Annotated in this window: 8 protein-coding genes; all 8 read right to left on the reverse strand. The window is 41.6% G+C overall.

The genetic code is table 11. The annotated features are described in order from the left end of the window. Positions 1-34: 34 nt before the first annotated feature. The gene (locus AQ505_RS19050) at positions 35-940 is read right to left on the reverse strand and encodes a PorP/SprF family type IX secretion system membrane protein (RefSeq protein WP_231634932.1); all 906 of its coding nucleotides are present in this window, start codon (positions 938-940) and stop codon (positions 35-37) included. A 16-nt stretch (positions 941-956) separates the two neighbouring features. Beyond that, entirely contained in the window at positions 957-1718 is a 762-nt protein-coding gene (locus AQ505_RS19055) for a gliding motility-associated C-terminal domain-containing protein (RefSeq protein ID WP_062549640.1), read from the reverse strand. A gap of 35 nt (positions 1719-1753) precedes the next feature. After that, positions 1754-3190 carry a TlpA family protein disulfide reductase gene (locus tag AQ505_RS19060; protein WP_082461631.1) on the reverse strand — a complete coding sequence of 479 codons (1437 nt, stop codon included), beginning with the start codon at positions 3188-3190 and terminating at the stop codon, positions 1754-1756. Positions 3191-3208: 18 nt separating this feature from the next. Further along, positions 3209-6415, reverse strand: coding sequence for a tail fiber domain-containing protein (locus AQ505_RS19065; protein ID WP_062549642.1), 3207 nt, complete (start codon positions 6413-6415; stop codon positions 3209-3211). 29 nt (positions 6416-6444) lie between these two features. After that, positions 6445-11355 carry a beta strand repeat-containing protein gene (locus AQ505_RS19070; protein WP_062549643.1) on the reverse strand — a complete coding sequence of 1637 codons (4911 nt, stop codon included), beginning with the start codon at positions 11353-11355 and terminating at the stop codon, positions 6445-6447. Between the two features lie 655 nt (positions 11356-12010). After that, positions 12011-14209 (reverse strand): hypothetical protein, encoded by a 2199-nt coding sequence (locus AQ505_RS19075; protein ID WP_062549644.1) that lies wholly within the window; start codon positions 14207-14209, stop codon positions 12011-12013. A 138-nt stretch (positions 14210-14347) separates the two neighbouring features. Further along, positions 14348-15901: an alpha-L-fucosidase gene (locus tag AQ505_RS19080; protein WP_082461632.1), complete on the reverse strand. Its 1554-nt coding sequence runs from the start codon at positions 15899-15901 to the stop codon at positions 14348-14350. 129 nt (positions 15902-16030) lie between these two features. After that, positions 16031-16645 carry a sterol desaturase family protein gene (locus AQ505_RS19085; protein WP_062549645.1) on the reverse strand — a complete coding sequence of 205 codons (615 nt, stop codon included), beginning with the start codon at positions 16643-16645 and terminating at the stop codon, positions 16031-16033. Between the last annotated feature and the right edge of the window lie 96 nt (positions 16646-16741).

The following is a 16741-nucleotide window of genomic DNA, read 5'->3' on the forward strand; positions in this document are numbered from 1 at the left end:
GTAGAGCGCTAATTTGTATAAAATGGAGGGTGGTTTATTTTCCTTCGTTGAATAGTTTAATCTTGATGTTAATCTCAAAATCTCCACCGGTTCGCTGGCGTTCACCGGCCAGCTGACTGGTGTAATACCCCTGGATCACATATCTATCGTAAGCCACACCTACCCCAAAACTGGAACTCTTGTCGCTATGGTACATTCCTAAAAATGAAAGGATGTTATTTTCCAGCTTCACATTGGTTCCGATGTCCCAGATGTTATCAATGTCTTTGGCGCCTCTGAAACTGATCTTTGGTTCAATGGAAACGACATCCAGGCTGGTTCCGATTTTATAGGAAGCGGCTACAAAATAAGTAGAGCCGTCTACCGTATTCTGATCGTCCTTCTGCATGAACTTCTTTAAGTTCGGCAGGGCACCCTGCAGGGTAAACCTTTGGTTGGTAAAGGCAATTCCGAAATCACCATCTACAAATGCTTTGCGCTGATTGAAGTTCTGCGCAGAGATGTCATCAGGTGCAGCGATGATGTTGTTGTTGTCTAGCTTTTCTTTCATCATGCCCAGTGAAACACCGAAATGCAGACTTCTATTGTCGCCGTTTAAGGGCAAATGATACGCATAAGTTCCCATCACCCGGGTACGTCCAATCAGTCCTGCATTGTCGTTGTAAACGGAAAGTCCCAATCCCACTTTTTCAAAGCGATAATCACCGGTCAGCGACATGGTGACTGGTGATCCTGGAATGGATCTCCATTGATTACGGTAACCTATATTTACATTTAGGCCTTCATTCATCCCTGCAAATGCAGGATTACTGAGGTATTGATTTTCATAATATTGGGCACCCAAAGGTCTGATCTGTGCCAAGGCATTCTGCCCTGCTGCAAACAGTCCCATCATTATACTTCCGCTAACTAAAATCCTCCGCACTACTAATTTCATCATGATCAATTTTATCTGATTATTTGTCTCTTACTATAGAAATAAATCCTGTTTTCTTACCCTTCCCAGAGTCTAAAGTCAGGATATAATAATACGTATCCTCTTGAAGCGGAATCCCGTTAAACATCCCATCCCAGGAATTGTCATAGCCAAACATGGTAAATACCACCCTACCCTCGCGGTCAAAAATCTTCAGCTCATTGTTAGGATAGAGTTGGATATTCTTCACGATCCAGGTATCATTCTTCCCATCACCATTTGGAGTGATCATGTTATTTCCTTCCAGATCTGCGTACGGTTTCGCTACCGAAGCCACCATACTCACCGCAGTAATGTCTGAAAGCAAGATTGCCTTGGCAAACAGCTGACCAATGTATCTGTGATCGGGGTTGACTACACTTTCCGTTACCTGAATAAAATCTTTGGCATTGTTGCTGGTCATCGGCGCATAAGTCAGCACCAGGTTTTTAGCTTCATTACCATTCAACTCTACATTCTCATAACTCAGGGCCAGTTCTCCATCAAAGCTGAGGGGTTTACTGAACCGATACATCCTTTGAATGCTGTTAAATTTCGGAAAAATCACCACCGAAGGCTGTTTACTGATCGTCAGGTTATTCAATTGCAGATCAGTGCTAGGTACCAGGGTTAATCCTTCCGTACTGAATACTGTTCCATTTTGAATAAAAAGACTTTCCGAATTCACTTTTAGCTGTGCCTTCAATTTTACTGCTGGTAAAAGCAGGAAACCGAAGGCTAGTGATGCGATTATTTTCTTCATTATGGTCTATTTTAATCCCTTTTATATCGGGCTTATTATTTCATTTCTGCTTCCAACTGGGCAACCGTTTCCGGCAAGCCCACAATCTTATTAGTTTTGGCTTCTACCAATACCATTGTTGGCGTAGAAAGCACAAAATACGCTGCAGCTTCCGGGCTTCTAATGCCCTGATCTGCCCTTTTATGTTTGAAGGAGCTCAGTTTTACTTTTGCCTTTTCCCAGGCTGGAATTTCCGTTTCCGTTTCATCCAGACTGATGGCAAACACGTCCATCATTTCTTTCTTTGCCGCATCCTGATACCAGGGATGTAATTTTTCCATCAACTCTTTACAATGCTGGCAATCTGCCGACCAGAATAAGACCAGTTTATATTTGGCTTCTGTTTTAAAATCGTGGAAAGGCACCGTTTTTCCCGATGCTAAATTCCATTTGAAATTTGGGGCTACAGCACCTACAGTTAGGGTCTCCATGCCTTTCAGTCTTTGCTCAATCGCTTTTCTTTTGCTCGTTAAACAGGAAGGATCATTCAGGTAAGGTTCCAGCATTTTAATACCGGCAGTCATGTTGAAACTTTCAAAGCCATTATAGAAATAGTCTACCATCCATCCGTAAACCTGTGGATTTCCCAGTTTTGCTTTTTCAATCGCTCTCTTTCCAGCAAGGGTAAACAGGGAATCACGGAGCTCTATGGTTTTAGACATTGCACCATAAATGTTCACATATTTATTCATCCATTCCTTTAGCTCATTGGTTTGAATAATTGCGGGATTCTTGAAATTCATGCCATCAAAATAGTGGTCAATTGCACTGTTCAAGCGATCTGTTTCTGTCCCGTTCCAAACGATTGGCGGGATGTGCTGGAACACAAATGTGTTGCTCACGAAAAGGTTTTTATATTGTTCGGTTTGTGCGGCTAACCATTTGTTGTAGATTTCACGTCTGCTGTCGTACTCAGCAGTGCCCATAAGGAAAAACTTAGCTGTTGGCTGGTCATAGTTCATCAGGAAATTCTGCAACAAACCAAGCTGTTCTCTTTTCTTAAAGTTTTCCATGCTGAAGCGGGTCATCAGGGTATTTTCCCTTTCGTCCTTTTGGAAGTAAGTGCTGTCTGGATTGGACAGTGATTTTGGTTTCACCCATAACTCCAGGTTTTGATCATTAATGAAAATGTGTTTTTCCGAAGGATATGGGTTGCTGCTTTCCTGTTCCTGGAAATCAAAACGCAATACGAATTCTGCGGGCAGCAATGTTTTTGGAATGTACAGTGTTGCCGTTTGCCCTTTATGGATTGCAGGATGTTCCACAACCGTTTTAATGGAAGCACCTGTTAAGGAAAGTAAGGAGATCTTACTTTTGGCTACTCCAGATAAATGTATTTTTAAACTGACATCCTGTGCCTGTACGGTGATAGACATCATACCCGTTAAGGCAATCGTCAGGATGATACTTTTAAATGGATTAATGGTCATCATTATGGCTTCAATTCTTTGTTATTTTAATCTTTTAAGGATCTGGTCGATCTGCTCCTGTTGTTTAGTCATTTGCGTTTTCAAGTCCTCAATTTCTTTTTGTTGTTCTTTTATGGCTTGAATCAGGATTCCCGTCAGCTGGGTATAATCTACTTTTAGAAAACCATCTTTGCCTTCTGTCACCATTTCAGGATATACTTTTTGTAATTCCTGGGCGATGACGCCGATTTTCGGTCCTGCTGCATATTTGCGCTGGTCTTTGTATTCGAACCTTACTCCCCTGATCTGATCGATCTTTTGAAGGGTGGAACTTAACGTTTCAATATGGTTTTTTAACCTGCGGTCTGATGGGGTGTAAAAGTTGGCGCGGATCGTTAAATTCTGTGCAAAAATGGCACTTCCATCGGTTTCAAAAGTGACGCCTTTTCCTGCCATCCCATCTGCACTGATGGCATTTCCAGCGAGGATCACATTGGTGGTAGCGGTATGGTTACCCAAATTGTCTTTTCCGGCAGCTGCCGCAGCAGTTAATCCTGCATCCAGGGTTTGCTTATTTACAGCGTCTAGTTTTTCGATTGGATCAGCAACATTGCTTAGTTTAAAATTACCCATATCCAAGTCTTTTAATGGCAAGCCAAATCCAGATAATGGGATGGCTGTTTTTTCAATTTCTGAGGCTTTACCTGCAGTGTTACCCACTAAAAAGTAATCCTTTTTCAGGGCGATTGCGTCCGGGTTAAATGACTTTGTATCCAGGTAGTTTTTCGTGACCGCGTCTTGTGCTTCGCTTGGATCAGCAAGGCCAGTAATTTTCACACTACCCATTGCCAATGGCGCTGTAGGTACAGCAAATCCTGTTAGTGAGATGGCTGATTTCTCAATTTCCGAAGCTTTGCCTGAAGCATCACCAATAAAGAATTTTCCTACGGCTAAAGCAGGAAGACCTGTTCCTGCTGTTCTTGAATCCACATAAGCTTTTGTGGCTGCATCCTGACCTGCATCAGGCTCGGCAAGGTTCATCAATTTAAAATTTGTGGTCCCATCGCCGAAAGAAATGTCTGCTTTTGGACCTGCAAAATCGCTCAGCGAAATGGCTGATTTCTTAAACGGCTCTGCCTTATTTACACTATTTCCAACCAGAATATGGTCTGTAGCTAAGGTCATCGTTGCTGGATTGGCCACCTTAAGATCCACATAAGCCTTCGTTGCAGCATCCTGAGGTTGTTTCGGATCAGCCATAAAATTGATCTGAAACATATTATTTACATTATCTGCATCTCCCATCTCAATATTCGCTATTGGCTTTGCAAATCCACTCAAGGGGATTTGAACTTTAGGAATCGCGGTTGCTTTTCCTGTCGCACTTCCAACAAACATATTGTCTTCAGGGAGTCTCAATAATTTTTCCGGGGCCGTAAAAAGACCATCTACATATTTCTTATTTACCCCATCAGTTTCTACTTTAGGTTCGGCAAGGTCAGTCAATATCACACCGCCAAAAGACACACTTTTTATCGGTACCCCAAAACCACTTAAAGGGATTGTATTTTTTAACACATCTGCTGCTTTCCCATTGGCATCCCCTACAAAAAAATTGTCTGCCGTTAAGTTCAAACTGGAAGCTGGGATCTTTAGTTCATCCACATATTTTTTAGTTACTGCATCCAATTCGGTCTCTGGCGCTTTCAGATTGGTAATTTTAAAACCAGCCATAGATAGCTCCTTAGTAGGATCAGCAAATCCAGTGATTGAGATGCCGCTTTTTAATATTGGGCTCGCCACATTCAGGTCACTACCAATTAAAAAGCTTCCCTTCGCCAGGGTAATTTTGTTGGGATTGATCGCTCTGGTATCTACATAATTTTTAGTAGCTGCATCCTGCGGATCTAAAGGTTCTCCAAGGTTGACGATTTTAAATTTCGCTCCTGCTCCGCTTACCCCCATAGATACATTATCTATGGCTTTATCAAATCCAGAAATAGGGATCAGGTTTTTTGGAGTTGGGGTAGCCACATTTAAAATACTTCCTACAAAAAAGTTATTGGATGGCAATGTCAGAGCTGCTGGGTCCGCGAACAGGCCATCAACATAACCTTTGGTTGCGGCATCATTCGCTAAAGATGGACCTTTCAGATTTTTAATCGCAAAATTACTGGTGCCATTCCCCATACGAACATCCGCTGTTGGGAAACTAAAACCACTCAATGGGATATTTCCTTTATCCAACTTTTCGTTGAGAATGGCTAAATTATTAATGGTCAGTTTACCAACACTGTTTAACGTTGCATCACCAGATAGAGGAACAGAAACTGCTTCATTGGAAGCATTCCCCACAAAAATATGACCTTCACTCAGCACATTGTCTATCGACACCCAGCCGATGCTATTGTAGACATAAAGTTTATGATCAGACTGGTTATAAAACAAATCTCCTTCTCTTACCTTTACAACCGAAGGATCAGGATTTGTATTTCCCGTAGGCGTAGATCCATTGGTAGAGATTTTAAACCATAAAGCACCATTGTAGATATAAGTATTGTTATCGTCTTTATTGAAGAACATTTCCCCTGCCTTTGCCGGATTTGGGAACTCAGATTTAGTACCGCTGGCAATGACTCCACCACCTAAAGTGATCCAGCCTTTTTCTGTAAAGGCATAAAGTTTTTTGTCGGTTACGTTATAGAAAATATCACCGAATTTAGGGTTTTTAGGAATCTCTGCATCGGTACCCGATTTAAATGCACGTATATCCTTATCTATATCTTGAATTGCGGCATTCATAACCGCTATTTTTAAAGCATCATTTGCATACTCTGGATCAAATGTTCCTAATGAATATCCATTTGCCGTAGGTCTAAACAATGCCCCCATCGCATATGGTGTAGGATAGGTTAAATAATCAAAAGCTGCTCCCCTTAAATAAGTTACATCAACTGTTAGTTTTCCCCCGGCAATGCTCACAATTTTATCAATCCTATAGGTTTGGCCTGCAAAATCAGCTATTATGTCTCCTGGTAATATTTCAGATACTGAGAAAATAAAAGCAGGATCAGTAAATGTCCCTTCAATAGAATAATTCGAATTAGCCGAAGTAGGAGTTTCTGACGCACCGCTAATATAGAACCTCCCACTAAGTGATGTCTGAGCTTTACTTTCAAATCCACAAAAAACGTATATAAGTGTCAATAAAAACACATAAAACAGACTTCTTCCTATTCCAAATTTCATTATATCTTGCTTCAATAAATCTCAATAAATTAAAAACTCAACACTGCAGTATATGTCTTAAATGGTCCAGGAACAAACCTCATCACCATAACATTATTACCTATACTTTCAAGAGAAAATATATTACTTACACCCTTCACTCCAGATACCCAATAATTAGCAGGGTACCCTGAGAATCTATCAATCACATTAATATTCGCTGGCGGCCAAAAATCATCTACTGTACTATTATTCATGTTTGCGTCTCTAATCTCAAATAATACAACAGGAGCTTGTTCAGCTGGAGTCTTACCAAACATTGTATTATCAATATTTATCCTTAGCACATCTAGTCTTGTCCCTGCAGGAACATTAACTATAAATTTAGTTTTTAGTCCCGGTACATCACCATCTACCTGGGCTATAGTTATTCCATCTCCACTTGCTTTAACCATTGCATAAGCTAAACTATTTGGATGATAGTACTTTATGGTACCTCCACCACCTCCAGTACCTCCACCCGTAGCCGGAGTAGCCCAGGTTGCGGCTGTTCCAGCTGCATTTACTGTTAATACTTTATCTTTATCTCCCGCTGTAATGATCGGATATGGCGTCAATTTGCTTTTTTCTGCTGGTAACATTAAACCTGCCTCAGTGGTTGAACTTGCAGGAATCACAGCAGCAACATTACTTGTAGAACTATTGATCGTTCCATTTGTAGCACTGGCAGTATAAGTAAGATCTGTCTTAGTAGAAATTACTCCGGCTGCATCAATCGCAATACCGGCACCTGTTTTCACCCCACCCAATGCAGCAGCTGTAGCTGCAGGCAAAGTGTAAGTAGCACCGCCACCAGCTGCTGGTGTTACCCAGGTCGCATCGCCCGAAGCATTAGCGGTAAGCACTTTACCTGCATCAGCGGCAACAGGGCTTGTAATTTTATTTAATTTAACTTTATCAGTGGCTGGCATTAATCCAGCAGCAGTAGTGGTTGCACCGGTAATCGTTGCTCCAGCTCCTGCTGCAGTACTGGACTGCAGGGTTCCGTTGATTGGGCCTACTGTATACGTCAGGTCTGTTGGCACAGGTGTTCCCGGAATCGTAATGTTTGCAGAGCCATCAAAATTAACTCCGTTGATTGTTCTTGGTGTACTTAGTTTTGTCGCTGTTGTGGCATTAAAACTACCCGTACCATCTCTTTTTACAATAGTATTTGCCGTACTCGCTGTGGTTGCGGCATTGGCCAGGTCTACCCCTGATTTAATATTTGCAGCAGTTGCTCCGCCAACAGTTGCGACTAAAGGAAGGTCTGCTGTTCCTGAAGCATGTGCTAAATCACCTGCCAATTTAAGGATACCTTTTGTGGTAGAAGTTGCTGGTGAGCCACCTCCCACCTGAGCATCCACATAAGTTTTCACTGCTTTGGCAGTAGGGTATTTAATATCTGATCCAGCATCTGTGGTAATGCTAAGGGTTTTGTTACTAACCTCCTCTTTATCATCGATGCCCAGTTCTGTTTTAAGCGCTGCAGGCGTCACCTGTCCTAAGGTGGTTGCGCTAGTTGCTTTGATATAATTCCCTGCAGTATAGGAGTTCATTCCAGTACCGCCATTTGCTACGCCTACTGTTCCTGTAACTGTAGTTGCCGAACTTGCGTTTCCTGTCAGGTCCCCAACAATTTTCCCTGTTCCATCTCTTTTAACGATGGTATTTGCGGTAGCTGAGGTAGTTGCAGCGTTCGCTGCATTTGCACCATTGGCTACCTGTGCAGCGGTTATTCCACCAACGAAAGCAACTTTAGGGGCTGCTGCCGTTCCGTTTAAATCACCAGCCAATTGTAAGATACCTTTCCCAGATAAGGTTGCATCTGGTGCTCCTGCTGAAGTAGAGGCATCCACATAGGCTTTTACAGCTTTTACACTTGGATATTTCTGATCAGATAAAGCATCTGTGGTAATACTTAGACTTTTATTAGCCAGCAGCTCTTTGTCATCTAGCAGGGCCTGGGTAGCAATACTGACTGGCTTATTGGCATCACTGGTATTATTTACATTGTTTAAGCCAAGATCTGCAGCCGTTAAGGTTACATTTCCTGTTTTTGTATTTACGGATTGTACACCCGCACCTGGCGTAAGAATTTCTTTCCAGTTGTTCAAAGCACTTGCTGGAAGTGCTGCCAGCACAAAACTTTTAGATTCGCTGGTATTAATTACTGTACTTCCCACCTGGGCTCCCGAAATGGCCAGCATCTCTGCCTGTGTGGTCACTACATTTACTGAAGAGAAAGAAATTGCAGGAATCTGGCTGGAAGGAATTTTTCCATTGCCATCTAAGGTGGCTACCCCATTTACTGCTGCTTTCTCGGCTCTATCAATTTTATCCTGCAAAGCAGTTTTTGTGGCATCACTAATGATTTTATCCTTATCGGCAACGTTAGATACTTTATCTAAGCCCAGGTCTGCTTTTAACTGTGTTTTAGTAATTTGTGCGAGTTTCGTTGGCGTTTCTGCAATTAGGATTCCTCCTGTGGCATAAGTATTCAATCCTGTTCCACCTTTTGCAACTGGTAAAAGAGTGATCAAAGGTTCTTTTAGTGCTAAGCCAGGAACGGTAGGTGCTTCTGCAATACCTCCAAGATCTCCGGCCAGCTGCACCTTACCCAATAATACGGAGGTTGCATTTGGCACCCCTCCTGCTCCGATTACAGCAGCATTTACTTTATCCTCTACATAAGTACGTACGGCACTTTCTGAAGGGTATTTATTAGGTGAGTTGGTAGCCAGTGTACCATCTGTGGTTTTATTTGCCACATCTTCTTTAGCATTAATGCCCAGATCTGCTTTTACCTGATCAGGTGTTCTTTGCTGTAAAGTAGTTGCATCCACCGCATTGATATAATTTCCTGGTGTGTAAGAAACAATGCCGGTACCACCATTAGGTACCTGGACTACTCCGGTAACAGAGGTTGCAGAAGTCGCAGTGGAAGCATTACCAATTAAATCACCAGTCACTTTTCCGACTACAATATTGCCATTGGCATCTCTTTTCACGATGGTTTCCCCCAGATTGGCAGCAGTTGCTGCATTTGCTAGGTCTACCCCTTTTTTAATGTCAGCTGCAGTTACGCCCCCAACCTTAATTACTTGCGGCGCATCAGCTGTTCCACCGAGGTCATTTGAAAGCATCAACTGACCTTTTAAAGTCGTTGTTGCATCTACAATAGCGCCTTTTGAGTCAATATAAGACTTAACTGCTTTTACCGATGGATACTTGATATCTGAAGCGGCATCTGTTAGAATAGAAGTGCTTTTATTTGCTTTATCTTCTTTGGCGTCCAGTGCAGTTTGCGTTAATGTACTGATGGGTTTATCAAGGTCACTTACGTTATCTACATTACCAAGGCCTAAATTTGTTTTTGCATCAGCGGCATTGGTTGCACCTGTACCACCATTTGCAATCGCTATAATACCGGTCACATTTGTGGCATTTCCTGGAATATTTCCAGTGACTTTACCCCCGCTTACGGTTCCTATTTTAGCATCAGTTACACTGCCATCTTTAATTTTATCGGCAGTAATCGCATTGTCAGCAATAGAGAGAGGTGTTGCATTTCCGTCGCCGGTTAAGGTGGCGTCATGCTTTACGGAAGTCATCCCACCACCAGCTGCAGTGGTGATTTTTGCTTGTAATTCTTCTAATGCAGCCTGTACATTGGTGGAGGTTACCCCTCCCCTTGGATCTACAGGTACAGTACTCGCTACTTGTTTTCCTCCCGAACCGCCATTTCCTAATAAGCCCTGTAAATCAACTTTACTATTTCTTGGTCCAGAGATCGAGATCACCGTCCCTTCCAGGCTTAAACTTTGGTTTAAATCGGCTAAACTCACCGTATTACTGCCTCTAATAGACAGGTTATATCCAGCATCAAAGCTCAGCATGGGTAATGCCCCACCTGCTACTAATTTATCATCTACATATTTTTTAGTTGCTGCATCCTGATTATTAGTCGGATCTAACAAGTTTGTTAATTTAAAACCGCCCATAGAAACATTCTTTGCCGCTGCGCCGAATCCACTTAAGGGGATATTCTTTTTGTCTAAATCAACATTTGCGATAGAACCATCTGCAATCTTTATAGAAGTAACCGCATTATCCGCCAGATCAAGGGTTAAGTCTGTCAACACTGCTTCTCTTCCGTTGCCAATGGCAATAGTTCCAGATGACGTGACTGCTTTCCCCATTCCAGGTAAAGAATTCCCCGGAGTTCCCGGATCTCCTTTTTCTCCTTTAAGTCCTTGATCTCCTTTTATACCTTCTGGACCAATTAATCCTTGAATTCCCTGAAGCCCCTGATCCCCTTTTAAACCTTGTTGACCAGTTAATCCCTGAATGCCCTGAGCCCCTTGGTCTCCTTTTAATCCCTGTAGTCCGTTTGATCCCTGATCACCTTTCAGTCCCTGATCTCCTTTTAAACCTTGTTCCCCTTTATCGCCTTTATCCCCTTTTGGGCCGACTAATAAAATACCATTATTTGGCCATGCTCCTGCTGTTTTTGGCCCATAAAGGCTGTTATTACCTAAATGAAGGTAAAAATCACCATTGGTACCAATCATTGGAGAAGGCGTTGAAGCACCACTTAAAATGGTATTTCCACTGGCTCCAGTTCCGCCGCCAGCACTTAATTCCGAGTTATTTACCAATCGCTGCCATTGGCCGTTATTAAAATAATAGAAACCAGGAAGCGTATTGGTTTGGTAGATCAATAAACCATTGGCAGGATTATTGATCCCTTCACGTTGAATAAGGGTGAGTCTAGGAATAAGTAAACCTTTGGAAGTAGAGAGCACTTCAAGCTGCGCACTGGCATCCGGTACGTTAGTACCTATTCCTACCTGAGCTTTTGCACCAAATGCAAATAGCAACCCAATAAGCATGGCGTATTGCTTAACTGTTTTATTCATGAGATTACGGTATTGTTAATTTAGATCGTGATAGTATAGCTTTTACCCAAGACACCAATTTCCAGGTGCAGGGGTCTGATTCATTAATAATTCTTAAGGATATCCCGAAATAATTGGCCACAGATGTAGCAAAGTATGTTCTGGACTATGACTATTTTTGCAGCGTTTCGGTTCTTTTTTCTTTACTGGAAACATAATGAATACCATAATATTGAACAACAAGGCATTTGCTTTTTTGTACATATTGGAAGGTCAACATCTTACAAAAAACATCAATCCGGAAGCAAAGCTAATATAGATAAATGGAATATTATTGTAACTATAGTAAAATAATTGATGTAACCTGCAATAATTTTACTTAAAAGACTGTATATCAGTAGTTTTTAATTTTACCCATTTATGGGTATTGCAAAACTTATTGAACTAAAAAGAACAAAAGCCTCAATTATGGGATTAATATCTTGACTTTAGCTTATCAAACGCCCTGCAAAATGCAGGGCGTTTAGTCAACAGACGATTGGCCTTTGGGAGGTATTTATATTTTAATTATCTTTTTTAACCGAAACACTTTTGTTTTTTGAGGTATAACAGCACCTTTCCATTTTTCGAAACTTTCCAATTGCTTTATGTTGCGATAAATATCTTGCATCGAAATTTATTCATTAATTTTTATCCAGGTATAACTTTCTGGCTTCATTACCACAGGAAGCTTAATGTTATATTCCCGATCCAGCGTATATTTTTTAGGTGTTCCATTTTGAACGCTTAAGGTCGCTGTGTTTTTTAATCCGGTATAATACATAGGAATTTTAAGTTCTCTTTTTATTTCTTCTTTCAGTGGATTGTATAATAATATCATCCCCTTCGTTTTCAGCTGTGGATTCACGTGCATCAATCCATCCCAATCCCTGTCATCAGCCCTTCGTAAATGGATGATGTCTGCGTTTAGAATTTCCCGATTCTCTTTATACCAGCCGACTACCTTTTGCACCATTTTCCTGGTTTCTTCGGTATCATACAACCTCGGGCCACGGTAACAGGCTTGAATACCAGCACCATAATATTGCACCATCAACTGTTCGTAATCTTTTAAATGGTCTTTTAAAGGTTCCAAAACAGCTTCTGGCCCACCACCCTGGTATTTTGTAAGGGGCACAAATCCCCATACCATGGATGGAATCTCGTCCCAGGTTCCATCAAAAATGTTCTGACGATTCAGGATCATCTGCTGTTCACGCGATAGGGAGAAATTCACTTCTCTGTAACCGATGCCAATTTTATTGATGCCGTCCATGAAATACCAATCTGGTGCATTCACATAGATCCCATTTTCATTACACCAATGGTATAGACTTTTTTGCAATTCCATCTGTTTCCACTGGGAATCTGCCAATCCTTCATGGCCAGGGTGACTCGTAGAGGCACATACATCTCCTGGATAAGGACCATCGTTTTCGAAGATGTCGAATCCGGTTTTACTCATGAAGGTCTTCAATTTTTTCAGGTAGCCTAAGCCCCAGTTACTGCCAAAGCAAGGTGCATTTACAAAAAAAGCACCGCCTGGTTTACCTGTTTTAGGATCAATCACATCATCAGCATCGCTGATTTTACGTGAGCTAAACAAAGAATAACTGCCGATAAATAAGCCTTTACTATGGGCATAATCACTCAATGTTTTCCATTTATGGAGATTGGTACTACTGGTATCCTCCATATTACAATGGCTGCCAAAGCTCAGAATCAAGGCTTCATAACCCGTTGCGGCACATTGATCAATTGCAGTACGCACTTCCTCGTCGTTTTTACTCACGAGGTGCATGAAAATCGGGTTTGCGGTGGTCCATGGCATGGTGGTTCGGTACATTTTCCGAATGGCCAATCCTCTTCTTTCCCGATCGTAACTGTCCATCAGCAACTCATTGGTACGGATCGACTGAAATGCAGTTCCTGCTTTCAGTTCCACACCTATATTTCTACTGGGATGAACTTCTAATAAACATGGGGTTTGGTAGTCGTAATTAACCTGAGAGGTATACAATTTATCGACTTTCCAATGGGTACTCTGGTCGCTGATCGGGTAACGCATGGCATTGTTAAAAGCGAAATTACTTTCCAGGTAAATCCCCTGTGGTACCTTCATTCCCCGCGCTGTAGTATGGTCTAAAGATGCTGCGCCAACCACTGCACTTTCTTCCTCTACTACCGCCAGAACTTCATTGACCACCTGGTCCAACTGAATAGATTTTCCAGAATTATTCTTTATGCTGAGCCATTTGGTGATTAAAGGAAGGCCATCATAAATGGCATAATTCACTTGTACTTCGATATTTTTTAAAGCAGGCAAGTCTGATTGATAGCTGAAGGAAAGTACTTTTCCAACTGCTTGTTTTTTATTCCCGGCCCACATTTGTGTTTTCCAGTTCAGGAAGGGTCTTAATTCGGCAATCTGATGGGCAACATAGTGAAAACTACTGTCTCCGGCCTTAAAATCTTTGATCCAGGAAGGCAATAAATATGCATTTTCTTTTTGACCATATAAACCGCCAACATTGTAATTCCGACCATCAATAACCAGGCGTGCTTCTGGTTTTACAGCCCTGAGCAATTGCTGCCCGTTCATCAGGTTGATGAAATCGACACAAGCTACATCAGGGCTGATCCTAAAAGTTCTTTTCAGCAGGCCATTATCGAGCACTACTTCTTTTTTCTCAGGAACCGCATATATCTTAGCGGGATAAGCGGTGTTATCCAGCAACCAATCTTTTTTGACAGTTTGCGCGTTTAACCCAGTACCATTAAAAATTAAAAGCGAATACGCTGAAATTCTTAAGGCTGAAAAAATCAATCTTTTCATCTTCAGTTTAATTTGGTTTATTTTGTTTTAGATCTTCACCTTAATCAAAGGTGGAAACCTGCATTCTATAATTCCATCTCAGCACCTGAAAACTCGAAGGTGCTTCATCCTTGTTCACGCCTCCTATTCCTCTACCTGCTATTTAGCAGCAGGACGAAGGTATAATCCGATTTCTGCAATCGCTGGTGTCAGTCTGGAAGAAAGCATACGTAACCTAACTTCATTAGCCGTCACAGCCGGAAACCGCAGTAAACGTTTGTAACCGATAGTCGTCCCCTCAACAATTTTCTTCCAGGTTTCCCCCTCTTTATATTCCAGTACAAATGATTCTACACGCTGTCCAAGCTGCAGGTTTTCCTGCAGCGACAGCACATCAAATTTCTGCGGTTTATCCATTTTGAATTCCAGCACATCAGGTGTGGATTTGTCCCTCATTTTCCAGTAAGAACTGTCTTTCCCATCAAATAAAAGGGCTGTTTTTTTCGGATTGCTGCCAGTTAGCTTTGCAGTTTTCAATAGATTATTGGCAAAGGTTTCATCGAGTTGTTTTTTGAAACCTCTTAGTGCATTTACATCACTTTCGTTGATCAATCCTTCTTTATCTGGTGGAATATTCAACAGCAATACGCCATTACGACCAACAGAGCTGTAATAGATATCCATTAATTTCTCCGGAGTTTTCACTTTATCGTTTTCTGCCGGATGATGGAACCATCCCGGGCGGATCGACACATCAATTTCTGCTGGGTACCAGACTAGGCTTTTCGCTTTTGCAATTTTCGCTCTGCCCCCCAGGTCATTGTCCATCATATCTCTTGGTGCGAATTCTGCTGCTTTCTGAGAATTATCCGCAATCACTTCAGTGCGCATCTGATCTGCCGGAACCACACTCCACTCTGTCTCTCTGCCATAACCGGTTTCTGTTCCTACCCACCTCACATCAGGGCCAGAAACAGCAATAGTTGCTGCTGGCTGTAATTTACGGATCAGGTTATACCATCTATTATATTCATAAACCTGCTTTTTACCAGAAGGTCCTTCACCATTGGCACCGTCAAACCAGACCTCATCAATCTGGCCGTATTGTGTCAATAATTCGGTTAATTGATTGATGAAATAATCATTGTAGGCCATGCTTCCGAAATACGGGGAATTGCGATCCCATGGAGAAAGGTAAATACCGAAACCAATGCCAAACTCTTTACAAGCAGCAGCCATTTCTTTCACAATGTCGCCCTCTCCGTTTTTCCAGGGGCTATTTCTCACAGAATGTTCCGTATATTTACTTGGCCATAAACAGAAGCCATCATGGTGTTTAGCAGTTAAGATGACTTGTTTGAAACCAGCATCTTTACATACTTTTACCCATTGGCGGGTATCTAGTTTCTCAGGATTGAAGATCTTCGGGTCTTCTGTTCCATCTCCCCATTCTTTATTGGTAAATGTATTAATTCCAAAATGGATAAAAGCGGTCAGTTCGAGTTGCTGCCACCTCAGCTGCCTTGGGGAAGGTATTACATTTGCTGCTTTTCTGATGATATCAGCTTCTGTATCTGTTGGGCTGATCTTGACATAATTCTTATCCGTGAAAATTTGTGCAGTTCCTTTTTGCGGCAAACCGGCAAGGACTCCACAAGTAAAGACTGCAGCAATCTGACTCAGTACTTTAGCCCCTAAAACTTTTGTTCTCATTGTATGCGTTGATAAATTGCCTCACCGTTAAATAATATGGTAGGACAATTCAAAGAAAGCAGGAATTTGAGGTATAAAGTTTGGGTTAATTGTCAAAACGTTAAGCTTTTTTGGCAATTAGTATAATGGTTATCTTTTGGTCAGTTCAGAACCAAACACTTTATCCCAAATATCAGAAGTTACCCCATAACCTTTAGTCGCATCATCATAATGGTGCAGCATGTGGTGCTGTTTTAACTTTTTCCAGAAAGGATTATTGAATTTAGCATGGTGCAGCATATAATGTGTCATATCATAAAACAGGTAGCCCATGATGAAACCGGCAAAGAAACCATCCAGCATATTTACAGGGAATATTGCGCGGAAAAGAAAATAGAACGCAGCAGCCAAAGGAATGCTGGCAGATGGTGGCATCACCAATCGCTGGGCATCATTCGGATAATCATGATGTACCCCATGAAAGATGAAATGAATCCTTCTACCCCATTCGGATTTCGGATAGAAATGAAACACAAAACGATGTAATATATATTCTGTAAATGTCCAGATGAAAAGTCCTAATAACACATGACCTATTGCAGTAAGTATTGAATTGAGTACTACCGCCTGCCAGCAAAAATATACAATAACAGGAACGTATACCAGCAACGGCACAAAATATGGGATCTTAGATAAACTTTCTAAAAGCGGACTCTTGAACATTCTGATAGATTCCGGAGAATTGGAGATAAAATTCTTTTTCATCGTATGGCAATTCGTTTTTTACAAGTTCGCAAACTTAGGGAGGAATCCTGAACATTTACCCCCTAATAGTCAGTTATGAAACTTTTATGACATTAA

The organism is Pedobacter sp. PACM 27299 (genome assembly GCF_001412655.1).
Taxonomy (GTDB): Bacteria; Bacteroidota; Bacteroidia; order Sphingobacteriales; family Sphingobacteriaceae; genus Pedobacter.

Bases quoted from the DNA above. Each gene is read 5' to 3' on its own strand.
- AQ505_RS19050 (WP_231634932.1), bottom strand. From the start codon at position 940: ATGATGAAATTAGTAGTGCGGAGGATTTTAGTTAGCGGAAGTATAATG.
- AQ505_RS19055 (WP_062549640.1), bottom strand. From the start codon at position 1,718: ATGAAGAAAATAATCGCATCACTAGCCTTCGGTTTCCTGCTTTTACCA.
- AQ505_RS19060 (WP_082461631.1), bottom strand. From the start codon at position 3,190: ATGATGACCATTAATCCATTTAAAAGTATCATCCTGACGATTGCCTTA.
- AQ505_RS19065 (WP_062549642.1), bottom strand. From the start codon at position 6,415: ATGAAATTTGGAATAGGAAGAAGTCTGTTTTATGTGTTTTTATTGACA.
- AQ505_RS19070 (WP_062549643.1), bottom strand. From the start codon at position 11,355: ATGAATAAAACAGTTAAGCAATACGCCATGCTTATTGGGTTGCTATTT.
- AQ505_RS19075 (WP_062549644.1), bottom strand. From the start codon at position 14,209: ATGAAAAGATTGATTTTTTCAGCCTTAAGAATTTCAGCGTATTCGCTT.
- AQ505_RS19080 (WP_082461632.1), bottom strand. From the start codon at position 15,901: ATGAGAACAAAAGTTTTAGGGGCTAAAGTACTGAGTCAGATTGCTGCA.
- AQ505_RS19085 (WP_062549645.1), bottom strand. From the start codon at position 16,645: ATGAAAAAGAATTTTATCTCCAATTCTCCGGAATCTATCAGAATGTTC.